General features: G+C 67.6%; 9 protein-coding genes. 1 reads left to right on the plus strand and 8 read right to left on the minus strand.

Annotated elements, in window-relative coordinates:
* Nucleotides 1-71: 71 nt before the first annotated feature.
* From C507_RS0115545 to C507_RS0115560, 4 genes are all read right to left on the minus strand, one after another.
* Nucleotides 72-1,274, minus strand: coding sequence for an EAL domain-containing response regulator (locus C507_RS0115545; protein ID WP_040401293.1), 1,203 nt, complete (start codon nt 1,272-1,274; stop codon nt 72-74).
* Nucleotides 1,275-1,296: 22 nt separating this feature from the next.
* Nucleotides 1,297-4,935 carry a PAS domain S-box protein gene (locus tag C507_RS22520; RefSeq protein WP_018700639.1) on the minus strand — a complete coding sequence of 1,213 codons (3,639 nt, stop codon included), beginning with the start codon at nt 4,933-4,935 and terminating at the stop codon, nt 1,297-1,299.
* A 236-nt stretch (nt 4,936-5,171) separates the two neighbouring features.
* Nucleotides 5,172-7,898, minus strand: coding sequence for a bifunctional acetate--CoA ligase family protein/GNAT family N-acetyltransferase (locus C507_RS21660; protein ID WP_018700640.1), 2,727 nt, complete (start codon nt 7,896-7,898; stop codon nt 5,172-5,174).
* A gap of 193 nt (nt 7,899-8,091) precedes the next feature.
* Entirely contained in the window at nt 8,092-8,523 is a 432-nt protein-coding gene (locus tag C507_RS0115560) for a helix-turn-helix domain-containing protein (RefSeq protein ID WP_018700641.1), read from the minus strand.
* A gap of 78 nt (nt 8,524-8,601) precedes the next feature.
* Here C507_RS0115560 and C507_RS0115565 point away from each other — a divergent pair, with 78 nt between their 5' ends.
* Nucleotides 8,602-9,441, plus strand: coding sequence for a class I SAM-dependent methyltransferase (locus C507_RS0115565; RefSeq protein ID WP_018700642.1), 840 nt, complete (start codon nt 8,602-8,604; stop codon nt 9,439-9,441).
* Nucleotides 9,442-9,603: 162 nt separating this feature from the next.
* Here the strand turns inward: C507_RS0115565 and metH are convergent, their stop codons facing one another.
* The 4 genes from metH to C507_RS0115585 form a co-directional block, all read right to left on the minus strand.
* The gene (gene metH / locus C507_RS0115570) at nt 9,604-13,326 is read right to left on the minus strand and encodes a methionine synthase (protein WP_018700643.1); all 3,723 of its coding nucleotides are present in this window, start codon (nt 13,324-13,326) and stop codon (nt 9,604-9,606) included.
* Nucleotides 13,327-13,523: 197 nt separating this feature from the next.
* Nucleotides 13,524-14,435 (minus strand): methylenetetrahydrofolate reductase [NAD(P)H], encoded by a 912-nt coding sequence (gene metF / locus C507_RS0115575; RefSeq protein WP_018700644.1) that lies wholly within the window; start codon nt 14,433-14,435, stop codon nt 13,524-13,526.
* On the minus strand, nt 14,432-15,445 hold the full coding sequence (locus C507_RS0115580) for an ArsR/SmtB family transcription factor (RefSeq protein ID WP_018700645.1): 1,014 nt from the start codon (nt 15,443-15,445) through the stop codon (nt 14,432-14,434). The genes metF and C507_RS0115580 overlap by 4 nt, the downstream gene beginning before the upstream one ends.
* A 320-nt stretch (nt 15,446-15,765) precedes the next feature.
* Nucleotides 15,766-16,149, minus strand: coding sequence for a hypothetical protein (locus C507_RS0115585; RefSeq protein ID WP_018700646.1), 384 nt, complete (start codon nt 16,147-16,149; stop codon nt 15,766-15,768).
* Nucleotides 16,150-16,191: the final 42 nt, after the last annotated feature.

A 16,191-nucleotide genomic window follows, 5' to 3' on the forward strand; every position in this document is an offset into this window, starting at 1 on the left:
GCTGCAGAGCGGAACGTGCGGCCCGAGGCGTTCGTTCCGCAGCCATCGGTCCCGGCTGGCAGCGAGATGCCTCAGCGGGCGCCGGATGCCCCGACAGAAGCCTCCGGTGCGCCAAGAATGCGCCGCCCCTTTGCGAACTCCAGGAACTCGTAAGCCGGCATGGGCCTGGCAAAATAGAAGCCCTGCGCCGTTTCGCAGCCGATGCTCTGAAGGAGGCGCGCGGTTTTCGCGGTTTCCACGCCTTCCGCGCACACCGGCAGCTTGAGCTCCTTCATCAGGGCCAACAGCCCCTTCACAACCGTACGGGCACCGGAGTCGCGATCCAGGTCCGTGATCAGGCTGCGGTCGAACTTCAGCTCGGACAGCGGCATCCGGTAGATTTCGACCAGCGACGAGAAGCCCGCGCCGAAATCGTCGAGCGACACTTCGATGGACTTCAGCCTGAGCCGGGTCAAGATGTCGGTCGCCTTGCCGATGTCCGCCATGGCCGCCTGCTCCGTCACTTCGACGATCAGCAGTCTGGGATCGATCTGGTAGGTCCGCAGGAGCGAGGCGAGCCGGTCCGGCAGCGTCAGGTCGGTAAGCTGCAGCGGCGACAGATTGACGGAGATGGGAAGCGAGACATTCTGCCTGCGCCAGTCTGTGAGCTGTTCCGCCGTGATCCGCAGCACCTCTTCGGTGAGCGGTCCGATCAGGGCGGTTTCCTCCGCCATTGGAATGAAGCGGTCCGGCGGCACCAGCCCTCGCGTGGGATGCTGCCAGCGCACGAGCGCTTCGGCCCCGACGATCGGATACTCGTCTCCGAAGCGGAGATCGACCTTCGGCTGGTAGTAGACGACCAGCTCGCCGTTCCGGATGGCATTCTCGAGGGCTTCGGACGTGATACCGGCCGACTCCACGAACACCTCTTCCAGCGCCGTCTCCAGATCGATCACCGAGACGGGCTTCTGCAGCACGCCTCTCATCGGAAGCTTGAGCATCTCGCCCAGGCGCTGGGCCGTCGCCAGCACCCGCTCGTCCTGACCGCTGGACAGAAGCACGGCAGCCGTGCACCCGCGCCGGCCGAGTTCGCGCAGGAACTCGATCCCGTCGTGGTCCGGCATCGACAGATCGAGCAGGATCACCGTCGGTTCCAGTGCCGCATAGGCCCGGTCGAACGACTCGAACTCGCTGCACTCCTCGACCACGAATCCCATCTCTTCCGCGATATCGCGGAAGTAGGCCCGGATTTCGGGCTCGTCATCGATGATCAGAAGACGGTTCTGACGGCTCATGTCCATGCCTCTCGGAGCCCCGCTAGACATGCGGGACCGGCTCTTTCGATAGCACCTGAACCTTGTCCAGGGCTCGCCGCACCTTTTCGGCCAGATCTGCCATTCGATAGGGCTTCGTCACCAGGTCCCGTCCCAGGTGAATTGCGCGGCTGTGCAGAACAGTGGCCTCCGTGTAGCCGGTCGTAAAGAGGACCGGAAGATCGGGATGCAGGCGGCGCACCTCCTCCGCGAACTGCGGCCCGTCCAGCTCTCCCGGCATCACGATGTCGGAAAAGACGAGGTCGACGCTTTCCGCCGACCGCAGAACGGTGAGCCCGTCCCGCCCGCCGGACGCGGTCAGGACCCGGTATCCCAGCTCCTCCAGCATGCCGACGGCCACCTCGCGCACATCGTCCTGATCCTCCACAACGAGGATGGTCTCGCCGGCGCCCTGGCGATCGCTGCCCCGCGGGTGTTCCACAGGGACTGCGGACACCTGCGAGGTGTCCGCCGGCAGCAGGAGGCGAACGCATGTGCCCCGGTCCGGTTCGCTGTAGATCTTCACATATCCGCCGGATTGCCGGATGAACCCGTAGATCATGCTGAGGCCGAGACCGCTGCCGCCCCCGGCCTGCTTGGTGGTGAAGAAGGGCTCGAACACCTTGTCGAGGCATTCTTTCGGGATGCCGCTTCCCGTGTCGCTGACCGAGATCTCGACATAGTCGCCCGGCTGAAGATCCCCGTTCATCGCCGCGTCCTGATCCGTGAACCGGACAGCCCGGCTTTCCACCACGATCCGACCGCCATTCGGCATGGCATCGCGCGCGTTGACCACCAGGTTCAGAAGCGCCGTTTCAAGCTGGGACGCGTCGGTGCGAACGTTGGGTATGCCGCCTCCCAGCTCGAGGTCCAGCGTGATGATGTTGGACAGCGTCCCCTTCAGGATGCCGCTCATGTCCTGGATCAGCGGATTCACGGCCACGCTTTCGGTTTCCAGCTTCTGGCGCCGCGCGAAGGCCAGCAGGCGCTTCGTCAGTTCCGCGCCGCGCTCGGCCGCACCGAGCGCGGCGTGCAGCCTCCGGGCAAACTTGTCGTCGCCGGTGACCGTTCTCTGCATCAGTTGCAGGTTGCCGATCACGACGCCGAGCAGGTTGTTGAAGTCGTGGGCCAGGCCGCCGGTGAGCTGCCCGACGGATTCCATTTTCTGCGCCTGGATCAGCTGGCTGTAGAGCGCCTTCAGTTCGGTGATGTCGACCAGGACCGCCATGGTGCGTTCGATCGAGCCGTCGGCGTTGTACTCTGAGACCGCGGAGAGCAGGATATCGACGATCTCCCCGGTCTTGGTCACCATCTGGTACTCGACGTCCTTGCAGGTGCCGGTCTGCATGAAGACCGGCAGGACTTCCTCGATCGCCTTGCGGGCCGATTCCGGTGTGAGGAATTCCGAGGACTTGCGGCCGATCACCTCGTCGCGCTCGTAGCCGAGGCGCTCGAGCCAGAAATCAGAGATGGAAAGAAGCCGCCCGTTCCGGTCGATGGAATGCAGCATGACGGGCGTCTTGTTGTAGAGCGACCGGTATCGTTCCTTGCTCCTGATCAGCGCCTCTTCGGCCCTCTTCTCCGCCGAAATGTCGGTGGACACCACGAACATGTAGCGGCGGCCGGTTGCCGGATCGATGTGCGGGACCCGATCGGTCTTGACCCACGAGCGGGCTCCATCGCGGGCGATATATTCCTCCACGGCGCCGAGCGAGGGCTGGCCGGCTGCGAAGACCAGCGCGTCGTCGGCCTGCACCTTCTCGGCAAAGCGCGGCGCGAACTCCGAGAGATAGCGTCCCTCGAGCTCCTCCGGCTTGCGGTTGATGGCCCGCGCGGCCGCGGAGTTCAGCCGGATGATCCGGCCGTCCTCTTCCTTGTAGATGATGCGGGCAGGCGCATGATCGAGGATCAGCTCCAGCTCCGCCTCCCTGCGGCGCAGCTCGGTGTCGCGGCGCTTCTTGTCCGACATGTCCCGGCCCTCGGCGAGGACGTTGATCACCTTGCCGTCGTCGCTCATGACCGGCATCAGCGAGAAATCGATCGGCATCGTTCGGCCACGGGCGCCACTGATATCCGTCTCGAACCGGATGAACTCGCCTTCGCAGGCCTTCCTGAAGGCGTCTTGCAGTTCGGACCGGTTGCCGGAGCGTCCGCCCCACCAGTTTCCGTCCCACAAATTCATTCCCATCGTCTCGTCGCGTGTGCGACCGAGGAAGTCGAGCGCCGTCTGGTTGACCTCCATCACCGTCCCGTCGAGGCTGATGAGGCTGCAGAGCTGGAAGGAATTCTCGAAGATGGCCCGGTAGCGCGCGGTCGTGGCGCTCAGCTGCTCCTTGGCCAGCCGTTCGCGGGTGACGTCGTGCATCGACGCCACCGCGCCGATCTTCCGCCCCTCGACATCGAACAGTGGCTTTGCCTGTGCGACCAGGGTGCGCGCAGGCTTGCCGTGAGGCGCGATCACCATCTCCTGGGCGCTGACCACTTCGCCCTGAAGCGCGCGAAACAGGGGGATCTCCGCCGTTTCGAGCGGGGTTTTTCCATCTGCCCGATACAGGTCGTAGTGCTGAGACCACTGTTCGGGCGGCATCGGCGATGCATCGACGCCATGAAACGCGCGGGCAGCACCGTTGAAAAGTGTCAGCTTGCCCGCCTCGTCACACACCACGATGCCGTCCTGGACGTTCTGAAGCACCGTTTCGAGGAAGTTGCGGTTCTTCTGCAGCGCGGCTTCGGCATCCTTGCGCCCGGTGATGACCTCCGCGAACACCACGAGCCCACCGATCTCTCCGTTGGCGTCACGCCACGGTCGCACCTGCCGTTCGATCCAGTCGTGCGAGCCGTCGGGCCGGGTGACCCAATGTTCCTCGATCGAGAATGTGCCGTTGGCGAGCGCCGTCTCGTTCTGCTGACGCCAGGGAGTGGGAGCGCCCTGGGCAACGTCGTAGGGGGACTGGCCGACCAGCTTGAGCCCCTCTATGCCGAACAGTTCGCGCCACTGCCGGCTCGCCGCCACGTAATGCATCTCGCGGTCGAACATCGCCACGGCGACCGGCGAGTAGCGCAGGAACAGCGAGAGCCAGTTCTCCGCCGAGGCGAGGTCGTTCTCCACCTTGATCCGCGACTCCACCTCGGTGAGGACGTCAGTGGCCTCGTATCGGATCTGGATCTGGTCGGACGTGATGGCCGCCAGGTCGGCGAGCAGCGCCTCGTCATCCGCGCTGAAATCCGGGTGAGGCTCGCTGTCCACCAGGCAAATCGTGCCGATCTTGTAGCCCTCGGCGGAGTAGATCGGGGCTCCGGCATAAAAGCGGATATGCGGCTCGCCGGTGACCAGCGGGTTGTCGCAGAAGCGCGGATCGAGCCGCGCGTCCGGCACGACCATCACCTCGTCGTCAAGGATGGTGTAGGTGCAGAAGGCGAGATCCCGGTCGAGATCCATGCGGCCGAAACCGCACGAAGCCTTGAACCATTCGCGTTCCTTGTCGATCAGGCTGATGAGCGCGATCGGCACCCGGAACTGCCGCGATGCAAGCTGGACCAGCCGATCGAAGGACGCCTCGCGTTCCGTATCGAGAATTGCGAGGCGCCGGAGCGCGGCCACTCGCGCAGCGTCATCGCTCGGGATCGGAGGTTTCTTGATCATGATGCTCAATCCCCATCAGCGATGCGTGCCGCCACCGTGTCGACCCCGTCCCAAAGCCCCGGTCTACAAACGCCGCTCGATCGAAACCGGCGACTGCGACATGCTGAAAGGGCGGGAAGCCGGTGTTCGCTTCATCTTACACCGACCCCACTTTGGAATCCGTACAAAAACGGGCAGGTGCGAGCCGGACGTGCGGAGAACGCGAGGCGCTCATCCGACACATCCTGTGATAGCCCCTAGGAGCTTGCGTGAAGCTGACCAAGGTCGTCGTGGAAGCGGATGTCGGTCTGGGCGACGGGAAGATGAACCTCCACGAGGCCCTCGTCGTCGGGCACAGGCTTCACCTCGAAGCCGAGCGCGGTGCACAGCGCCAGCATGGTAGTGTTCTCGCGCAGGACCTCGCCGACGATCTCCTGCAGCCCGTCTGCCCGGGCATATTCGATGATCAGGCTCATCAGGGCCCAGCCGAGCCCCTGCCCCTTGAGCTCGGAGCGCAGAAGGATCGCGTACTCGCCGATGCGGTGATCCGGATCGGCGTGAAGCCGCACCGACCCCTGGATGGCGCCCGTCCGCGGATCCTTCGCCACGAACGCCATCGCCCTGGCATAGTCCAGCTGCGTCAGGCGAGCGAGCATCGCGTGGCCGATGTGGCGCAACGGCGCGAAGAAGCGCAGCCGCAGATCCTCCGGGTCGATGGATTCCAGGAAGGCCTTGTAGGCTGGCTCGTCCTCCGGACGGATCGGATGCACCTCCAGCCGGCGGCCATCGCGGAGCGTCAGGTCGCGCTGCCACTCGTTCGGGTAGGGCCGGATGGCCAGTCGCGGATGGCCGAGACGGCCCGCCACCGGTCCGACCGGAGCCACGTGAACGGTCACGTCCGCGGCACGCACGTGCCCGCCGCCGACCAGAAGCTGCGCGACATCGATGGCGCGGACCTCGGGGAACCGGGCCGCAAGCTGCCCGACGCGCGCCAGGGCGAGCAACAGCGCGCCGCGATCACCCGCGCCCTCCTCCCTGTCCGCTTCTCCCGGTTCGAGCCCATCCAGCCCGAGCCGGTCGACCATGCCGGCCGCGAGCTTGAGATCCAGCGGCGGCAGCTCGACGGAGACCGGCGCGGCGGTGGCTAGAGCCCCGGCATGCGCGAGCACAACGGCCGGGCCGAACGCCGGGTCGTCGACGATGCCGGCGGCCAACGCGATCGTGTCGGCGGCCGGCAGCGCCGGTTCCAGCGCGACCGCCTCGGGCACCGGACCGCCAGCCGAGGAGGCCCCGCCCGACAGGAGAAACGAGGCCAGCCTTTCGGCGCCCGCCGCGCTGGCGACCTCCACCGCGATCGGCCGTGCGGTGGTGGCATCGTCGTAGGCTGGACCGATCCGGCAGCGGGGCGCGCCGGCGAGCAGCGCCGCCGCTGCAATCCGCGCCTCTTCCGGCGTGGTCGCCAGCGTCCGCTCCAGCGTTTCGATCCCGAAGGCCCGCAGCAGCCGGCGGCTCTCGGCCTGGCCGAGCTGCGATCGGCCTTCGTCCAGCGCCGCTTCGATGATCGAGCGCGCCTCGTCGAGAAGCGGCGCCTCCATGGGCGGGCCTTCCGGCGGCGTCGAGGCGAGCTCTTCCTGGCCCCGGCCGTAGTTCACCAGATGCTGGAAGCTCCGGATGGCTGCCCCCGGCGACTGCCTGACCAGGATGCCGGCCTCGCTGAGACGCCGTTCCTCCTCCGGTTCCAGGTCGAGAAGCACCGCAAGGATCGGCTTGCGCCGCAGCGCCCGCTTGCGATGCTCCGTCGCCGCCGCAATCAGCACGTCCACCAGCGGTGCAACCGGCGCGACCGAGGTCGGTGCCGCGGCCGCCAGCACGCCATCCACCTCGCGGTCGGAGAGGAGCGCGGCCAGGGTCTCCGCCAGCGCCGTCGGATCCGCGTCGTCCTGCAGGATCACGGGGTTTGCCGGCCACGTCCCGCTGCGCACCAGCGGCTCGAGCACGGCTGTCGTCGTCTCCCCGAAGTGGGCGAGCTTTCCGCCACTGGCTGCGAGCCTGTCCGCCGCCATAGAGGCGAGGCTGCGCCCGTTGGCAATCACCCCGAGCCGGCCGCCGGCGGGCGCCTTGAAGCGGCTCACGGTTTCCGCCGCCTCAAACACCTCGTCGATGTCGAACACCCGCACGAGACCGGCCCGGGCAAACGCGGCATCGTAGACCCGGTCGGTTGGGGCGAGCCGGCTGCACAGGCTGTCGATGGCCCGCGGCAGGTCACGGGTCAGGCCGGACCTGAGCACGACGACGGGTTTGGTACGCGCCGCAGCGCGCGCCGCCGACATGAATTTCCGCGGATCGGAGATCGTTTCCATGTGGATGAGGATGGCCCGCGTGCGGCCGTCGGTGGCGAACCAGTCCAGCAGGTCGCCCACATCAACGTCCGCCTTCTGGCCAAGAGAGACGACGCCGGAAAACCCGACCCCATGGCGGGCGGCCCAGGCAAGGGTGGCGTTCACGATGGCCCCGGAGCGGGCGACGAGGGCCAGGTCGCCTGGTCTGCCCGCGTGCACCATGAGCGAGGCGTCCAGGCCGGCACCGGGAACCCGGACCCCTATGCTGCCCGGTCCGACCAGCCGCAGCCCCCGGCTGCGCCCGGCTTCCAGCGCGCGGCGCAGCACATCGTCCGGCCAGGCGTCATAGCCCACCGACAACGCCACCACGGCCCGGGTGCCGGCTTCGGCGAGGGCCGCAACGGTCTCCACGGCGTGGTCCGGCCCGCCGAGATAGACGGCGAGGTCCGGCGCGACCCCCGGGTCGCCCAGGGTTGCGGCGTCGAAGCCGGGACAGTCCGCGCCCAGGCCGATGGCCCACCGCGCCGTCCCGCACGGTGCCAGGCGGTCCGCGACGAGAGCCAGCCGATCCGGCTCGAGCCTGTTCGGTCCGACGAGCGCGACGGAGCGCGGCCGCATGAGGGCGTCGAGATTGAGGATCGTCATGCGCCTGTCCCGACCTTCCGATGGCTGAGCCCGAAGCGGAAGGGTGCGGAAGGTGGCACGCGCTGTCCAGCACCTGTTTGCGCGGTGCTGCTGCGCTGATCGTCGCGGACGGATCGCCGCCCGGCCACGCGTTCTGTCGCCCTGCGTGTGACCGCCATTGCGCCCACGCGAACAGACGACATGGGCATGGGGCCTAGGCCTCGCCGGGCATGCGACGACCGGGAGCCGCTAGGGCGCCGGAGGCGGCGGCCTTCACGATGCGGCGGAAGGTCGGGCACTCCATGTGGCTCGGCGCGGTGCAGGCGGCGGCGTGGCGCAGCCCGTCGCGCATGACAGTGAGCTCGCGGATGCGGACGTCCAGCGCGTCGGCCTTGGCCGCGAGCGCCGCCCGGTCGATGTCGGGCTGGCCGTCGAGTCCGAACATGGCGGCGATCTCGTCCAGCGAAAAGCCGGCCGCCCGTCCGAGCGCGATCAGGGCCAGCCGCTCGGTGACCTGCGGATCGAAGGTCCGCTTCAGGCCGCGCCGGCCGGTCGAGGCAATCAGGCCCTTTTCCTCATAATAGCGCAGCGTCGAGGCGGGCACGCCGGAACGGCTCGCCACCTCGGATATGTCGGGATCGCGCATGGCCCTTGACCTCAAGTCGACTTGAACTGGCAGGATGCCGCGCAACATGGACAATCGCAAGCATGGAGCGCGACGAACATGACCGAGGCGGCAGTGAACGAGGAGCAGATCGAGCTGTGGAACGGGCTGGGCGGCAGCGCCTGGGTGGACGCGCAGGAAACCCTCGACCGGATGTTTGCCGGATTCGAGCCGATCCTGGCGGAAGCCGTGCCGGAGGGGCATTCCGGCCGGGTGCTGGACGTCGGCTGCGGGACAGGGGCAACGGCGCTGGCGGTGGCGCGGCGGCTGGGCCCAGGCGGCGCGTGCGTCGGCCTCGATGTCTCCGAGCCGATGCTGGCGCTGGCGCAAAGGCGTGCCGCGGAGACCGGTCTGCCGGCGCGCTTCCAGCACGGCGATGCCCAGACGCATGCCTTCGAAGCGGACGCCTTCGACGCGATCGTGTCGCGCTTCGGGGTGATGTTCTTCTCCGATTCCGTCGCCGCATTCGCCAATCTCCGGCGGGCGGCGAAGCCCGGGGCGCCGCTGCGAATGGCGGCGTGGCGCCATCCGAAGGAGAACGGGTTCATGACGGCAGCCGTGCGGGCCGCGGCGCCGCACCTGCCGGGGCGGCCTAGCTTCGATCCCGACGCGCCCGGCCAGTTCGCCTTCGCCGACGGCGACAAGGTGCGCGCGATCTTGCGCGATGCGGGCTGGGATCGGGTGTCGGTGGAGCCCATCGACGTGGCGTGCCGCTTCTCCGCGGTCGACCTCGACCTCTACCTCACCCGGCTTGGTCCGCTCGGCCGGCTGGCGGAGGATCTCGATGAAGACACGAAACAGCGGGCGCTCGCCGCGGCGCGCGAAGGCCTTGCCCCCTATGTCGAGGGCGACGCGGTCCGCTACACGGCGGCGTGCTGGTTGATGGAGGCACGGGCGTAGGGGCTGCCGCCGCCTGTCTTCCGGAGGCTTGGGAACGTCGTGAGCCGACGGCCCTCCTGTCGAAAAGAAAAGGCCCGCCTCCTGTCGGAAGCGGGCCTCGTTAGTTTCTCAGACCGCAAAGCCGCACGGAAAACCGCAAGAGCACTTTTCCTGGCTTTGCTCTTACTCCGCCGCTTCCTTGTAGGCGCTCGGCTGGTAGTTGAGGATCGGGGCGAGCCAGCGCTCCGCTTCCTCCACCGTCCAGCCCTTGCGGGCGGCGTAGTCCTCGATCTGGTCGCGCTCGATCTTGCCGACGCCGAAATAGAAGCTCTCCGGCCGGCCGAAATAGAGGCCGGAAACGGAGGAGGCCGGCCACATGGCGTAGGACTCCGTCAGCTTCACCCCGGTCTGCTTCTCCGCGTCGAGAAGCTCGAACAGCGTCGCCTTCTCGGTGTGGTCCGGCTGGGCCGGGTAGCCGGGCGCCGGGCGGATGCCCTGATACTTCTCGCCGATCAGGTCGGCCGGCGTGAGGTCCTCGTCCGGAGCGTAGCCCCAGAACTCGCGGCGCACACGCTCGTGCATGTGTTCCGCGAAGGCCTCCGCCAGCCGGTCGGCCAGCGACTGCGACAGGATCTTGGAATAGTCGTCGTTGGCCTTGCCGAAGCGCTCCGCAACCTCTTCCTCGCCGAGGCCGGCGGTGACGCAGAAGCCGCCGACATAATCCGGCACGCCGGCATCCAGCGGCGCGACGAAGTCCGACAGGGCAGCGTTCGGCCGGTCACGGTCCCGGGCGATCTGCTGGCGCAGCGAGTGCAGCGTGGCGATCTTCTTCGTGCGCGCCTCGTCCTCGTAGACGACGATGTCGTCGCCCTCCGCCCCGGCCGGCCAGAAGCCGATGACGCCGTTCGCCGTCAGCCACTTCTCCTCAACCATCTGCTTGAGCATGGCGCGCGCATCGTCCATCAGCGCCCGCGCCGCCGGTCCCGCCTTCGGGTCGTCGAGGATCATCGGGTAGGTGCCCTTGATCTCCCAGGCGGCGAGGAACGGCGTCCAGTCGATATAGTCGACGAGCGTCTCCAGCGGATAGTTCTCAAAGGCCCTGGTGCCGAGGAAGGACGGCGTCTGGAACGGCGTCCAGTCACCCTGGACGCGCTTGGCGCGCGCGTCGGCGATCGCCAGCCGCTTCTTCGAGGTCTGGCCGCGCGAATAGGAATCCGCCGCCTTCTCGTAATCCGCCCGGATCTCCTCGAAATAGTCGTTCCGATTGGCCGACATCAGCTTCGAGCAGACGCCCACGGCGCGGCTGGCGTCGGTGACGTAGATCGCCTGGCCGCGGTCGTAGTTCGGGTGGATCTTCACCGCCGTGTGGATCTTGGAGGTCGTCGCGCCGCCGATCAGCAGCGGCACGTCGAAGCCTTCGCGCTCCAGCTCGCCAGCCACCGCGCACATCTCGTCGAGGGAGGGCGTGATCAGGCCGGACAGGCCGATGATGTCGACCTTCTCCTCCTTCGCCGTCTCCAGGATGCGCTGGGAGGGCACCATCACGCCAAGGTCGATGACGTCGAAATTGTTGCACTGGAGCACGACGCCGACGATGTTCTTGCCGATGTCGTGGACGTCGCCCTTCACCGTGGCGAGCAGGATCTTGCCGGCGTTCGACTTCTCGTCGGTGCCGAGCTGCTTCTTCTCCTCCTCCATGTAGGGCATGAGGTAGGCGACGGCCTTCTTCATCACGCGGGCCGATTTCACCACCTGGGGCAGGAACATCTTGCCGGCGCCGAACAGGTCGCCGACCACGTTCATGCCGGCCATCAGCGGCCCCTCGATGACATGCAGCGGCCGTTCCGCCCGCTGGCGGGCGAGCTCCACGTCCTCCTCGATAAAGTCGGTGATGCCGTGGACGAGGGCGTGCTCCAGCCGCTTCTCGACCTCAGCCTCGCGCCAGGAGAGATCGACGACCCGCTTCTTGCCGCCGTCGCCCTTGTAGCGCTCGGCCACTTCCAGCAGGCGGTCGGTGCCGTCGTCGCGGCGGTTGAGCACCACGTCCTCGCAGAGCTCACGCAGCTCGGCGTCGAGGTCGTCGTAGACCGCGAGCTGACCGGCGTTCACGATGCCCATGTCCATGCCGTTCTGGATGGCATGGTAGAGGAACACCGAGTGCATCGCCTCGCGCACCGGCTCGTTGCCGCGGAACGAGAAGGACAGGTTCGACACGCCGCCGGAGATGTGGGCGTGCGGCAGGTTCTTGCGGATCCAGCCGGTCGCCTCGATGAAGTCGTTGCCGTAGTTGTTGTGCTCCTCGATGCCCGTCGCCACGGCGAAGATGTTCGGGTCGAAGATGATGTCCTGCGGCGCGATGCCGACCTGTTCGGTCAGGATCTTGTAGGAGCGGGCGCAGATCTCGGTCTTACGCTCGTAGGTGTCGGCCTGGCCGGTCTCGTCGAAGGCCATGACCACGACGGCGGCCCCGTAGCGGCGCACCTTCTCCGCCTGCTCGATGAACGCCTCCTCGCCTTCCTTGAGCGAGATGGAGTTCACGATGCCCTTGCCCTGGATGCACTTCAGACCGGCCTCGATCACCGTCCACTTGGACGAGTCGACCATGATCGGCACGCGGGCGATGTCGGGCTCCGCGGCGACGAGGTTCAGGAAGGTGACCATCGCCTGCTCGGAATCGAGCAGGCCCTCGTCCATGTTGACGTCGATGATCTGGGCGCCGTTCTCGACCTGGTCGCGGGCCACCTCGAGCGCAGTGCCGTAGTCGCCCTCCTTGATCAGCCTGCGGAAGCGGGCCGAGCCGGTGACGTTCGTGCGCTCGCCGACATTCACGAACGGGATGTCGTCGGTCAGCACGAACGGCTCCAGGCCGGACAGGCGCATTTTCGGAGCGATCTGCGGGATGGCGCGCGGCTTGTGAATGCCCGCCACCTCGGCGATGGCGCGGATGTGGTCCGGAGTGGTGCCGCAGCAGCCGCCCAGCACGTTGACGAGGCCGTCGCGCGCGAAGGCGTCGAGCTGCTTGGCCATCGCCTCCGGGCTCTCGTCATACTCGCCGAGCTCGTTCGGCAGGCCGGCATTCGGATAGGCGCAGATGAAGGTGTCGGCGACGCCGGACAGCTCGGCGATGTGGCCGCGCAGCTCCTTGGCGCCCAGCGCGCAGTTCAGGCCGACCGTCATCGGGGCGGCATGGGCGACGGAGTGCCAGAAGGCGGTCGGCGTCTGGCCGGACAGGGTGCGGCCGGACAGGTCGGTGATGGTGCCGGAGATCATCACCGGCAGCCGGTAGCCAAGCTCCTCGAACAGCTGCTCGAAGGCGTAGATGCCAGCCTTGGCGTTCAGCGTGTCGAAGATGGTCTCCAGAAGCAGCAGATCGGCGCCGCCCTCCACCAGGCCGCGCGCGGCATCGCCGTAGGCTTTGGCGAGATCGTCGAAGGCGACGGCGCGATAGCCGGGGTCGTTGACGTCCGGCGAGATCGACGCGGTCCGGTTCGTCGGGCCGATGGCGCCGGCAACGAACCGCGGCCGGCCGGTGGCCTCGGCCACCTCGTCGGCTGCTTCGCGCGCCAGGCGAGCGCCCTCGCGGTTCATCTCGACGGCCAGCTCCTCCATGCCGTAGTCGGCCTGAGCGATGGTCGTGGAGGAGAAGGTGTTGGTGGCGACGATATCGGCGCCGGCTTCAAGATAAGCCTTGTGGATGCCCTTGATGGCCGGACCCTGGGTCAGGATCAGAAGGTCGTTGTTGCCCTTCAGGTCCTTTGGCCAGTCGGCGAAGCGCTCGCCGCGAAAGGCCTCCTCGTCGAGCCTGAGGTCCTGGATCATCGTCCCCATGGCACCGTCGAGCACGAGGATGCGATCCGCGGCGGCGGCGCTGAAGCGGTCGAAGGCGTCGGAGCGGCGAAGAGCCATTTAAGAATTCCCTCGGTTTCGGAGCCGGTCGCCGCTGCGCGGCGTCACTGGGCAGCTCCAAGACTTGGTTCGGTTGCACCGGCGAGGCCGGACGGTGTCCCGCTTCGCCGGTGCTTCAAGACGTGTGGCCCCGTCCCGGCGGGACGGAGCCGTCGTCGGACGGCCGGACAGGGCCCGGCCGGATGAAGGCGCAAGCGCTAGGCGGCGGCCTCGACGGCCTCGTCGGCGCGGATGCCCAGGAGGTGGCACAGGGCGTAGACCAGTTCCGACCGGTTCATCGTGTAGAAGTGGAAGTCGGTGATGCCACGGGCGTTGAGGTCGAGAACCTGTTCCGCGGCCACGGCGGCGGCGACCAGGCGACGGGTCTCGGCATCATCGTCCAGCCCTTCGAAACGCCGCTCCAGCCAGTCCGGAACGGTGGTTCCGCAGGCGGCGGAGAAGCGGGCGACCTGCTTGAAGTTGTGCACCGGCACGATGCCCGGCACGATCGGCAGGGTGACGCCGGCGTTGCGGACCCGGTTCAGATACTCCTCGAACATGTCGTTCTCGAAGAAGAACTGGGTGATGGCGCGGGTGGCCCCGGCATCTTCCTTGCGCTTCAGGTTGTCGATGTCCTCGTCCCAGTCGGCGCTGTCGGGATGGCGCTCGGGATAGGCCGAAACGGAGACCTCGAAATCGCCGATCTCGCGGATGCCAGCGGTCAGCTCGGCGCCATTGGCATAGCCGCCGGGATGCGGCTCGTAGGCCGTGCCGGCGCCGGCCGGTGGATCGCCGCGCAGCGCCACGATATGTCGGATGCCGGCTTCCCAATAGTCGCGGATGACCTCGTTGACCTCGTCCTTCGTCGCACCGACGCAGGTCAGGTGCGCGGCGGGCTTCAGCGAGGTCTCGTCGATGATACGCTTCACCGTCCGATGGGTACGCTCACGGGTGGACCCGCCGGCCCCGTAGGTCACGGAGACGAAGCGCGGCTTGAGCGGCTCGAGACGCTTCACGGAGGCCCACAGCGTCTCTTCCATCGCCTGGTTCTTGGGCGGGAAGAACTCGAAGGAGGCCGAAATCTTCGGGTGGCCGGCCGACGGGCGGCCGAGGGTATTGGTCTCGTTCATCCGATGGTCTCCAGGGTTTTGGATGCCTGGCCGGCTGCGATCTGCATGCGTGCGTCGCGGCCGAGCCAGAGGGTGACGGTGAGATCGGCGGGAGATGCGCGCTCCGGCGCCAGGTCCTCGACGACAACCGTCTCGAGGCCCGCCTGAGCGAGCCAGCCCGACACCTGCTCGTGGGAGAAACCGAGCCGGCGATGGGCGTGGTCGGAGCGGAGGAATTCCAGGTCGTGGGGCGCGAAATCGACCACCAGCAGACGGCCGCCGGGGCGGACGGCGCGGGCAGCCTCCTCGATGGCGCCAGCCGGATCTTCCAGGTAGTGGAGCACCTGGTGCAGCGTGACCACATCGTAGGAATCCGGCTCAACCGGAAGCGCGAAGATGTCGCCCTGGCGTACCCGGGCGTGCTGGATGCCGGCCTTGGCAAGATTGACCCGGGCAACGGACAGCATCGCGGCGCTGGCGTCGATACCCAGGGCCCGCTCGTAGCAGTCGGCGAAGAGCTCCAGCGTGCGCCCGGTGCCGGTGCCCAGATCCAGCATGGTCTGGAAGGACGCAGCGCCGACCAGGTTGCGCATCGCCGCCTCCACGGCGGCTTCAGGCACGTGCAGCGTCCGCAGCGCATCCCAGGCATGGGCATTGGCGGCGAAGTAGGCCGACGCGGTCTCGGCGTGCGCGCGCTGGACGGATACGAGCCGCTCCCGGTCGCGGGACAGGGTCGGATCGGCCGGGTCGAGCTGCGACAGGAGATGATCGACCAGCCGCGAACCGGTGTCGACCTCGGTGAGGCGGTAATAGGCCCAGGCCCCTTCGGGCGCGCGCACGATCAGGCCGGCATCCGTGAGGAGCTTCAGGTGACGCGAAATGCGCGGCTGGCTCTGGCCGAGGATGGTGGTGAGGTCTTTGACGGTCAGATCCGCGCCGGCAATCAGCGCAAGGATCCGCAGCCGCGTCGGCTCCCCCGCAGCGCGCAAGCCCCCCACGAGCGCGTCGAGGCCGACCACGCTTTCGGGCATCACGTCCTGGGGGCTTTCGGTTGCCAAGGTCTCTCTCGGATCAGTTGAACTCGATATAAAGATATCTTTATACGTTGAACTGAACAGAGGCAAGGGGGCGAGCGCCCCTGGCGGGAAAATGTCCCTCGGTGAAAGGATGGCGCCGGAGCACGGCTCCACACCGCGTATGCTCGGACGGGGGACGCGATGGACACGTCCGTGGACGGTGGCGCCGGATCAAACGCCAGGTGCCGCGCGCCCGGAGGACGGGCGGGTCCGGGGCCCGTCGGACGCGCCGGACCCGCCGGCGGTGGCGCCTCTCCCGGTCTCGGGCACGGGCGTCAGTCGTAGGCGATCTCGTTGTCGCCGAGATAGATGTTGCTGGCGTCGCAGACGTCGATGGAGATCGGCTGGTCGAGCACCTCGCCGCCGCCCTCCGCCGCCCAACCGACCCTCAGCAGCTGGTCACAGGCGCCGCTGTCGGCGGTGAATTCGGCCACCGCGCTCTCGCCGGGCTCCAAATCGTCGCCGAGCCAGTTGGCGCTCCAGCCGCTGCCGTCATTCGTGTAGAACCCCACGACCACGTTGCCGTCGGTGTCGTTGTGGATCTCGAAAAAGCCTTCCGAGCCGGTCCCCTGGGCGAATGCCGGGGCCGGCGCCGCCGCGACGAACGCGGCGACCGCGGCGACCGCGGCGACCGCCATGTGAGCAATCGAGGTCTTCATGTCAGCCTCCTCCAGCCGATCCGTGTCGGATCGGGGAGAAGT

The sequence above is a fragment of the Amorphus coralli DSM 19760 genome (genome assembly GCF_000374525.1).
GTDB lineage: Bacteria > Pseudomonadota > Alphaproteobacteria > Rhizobiales > Amorphaceae > Amorphus > Amorphus coralli.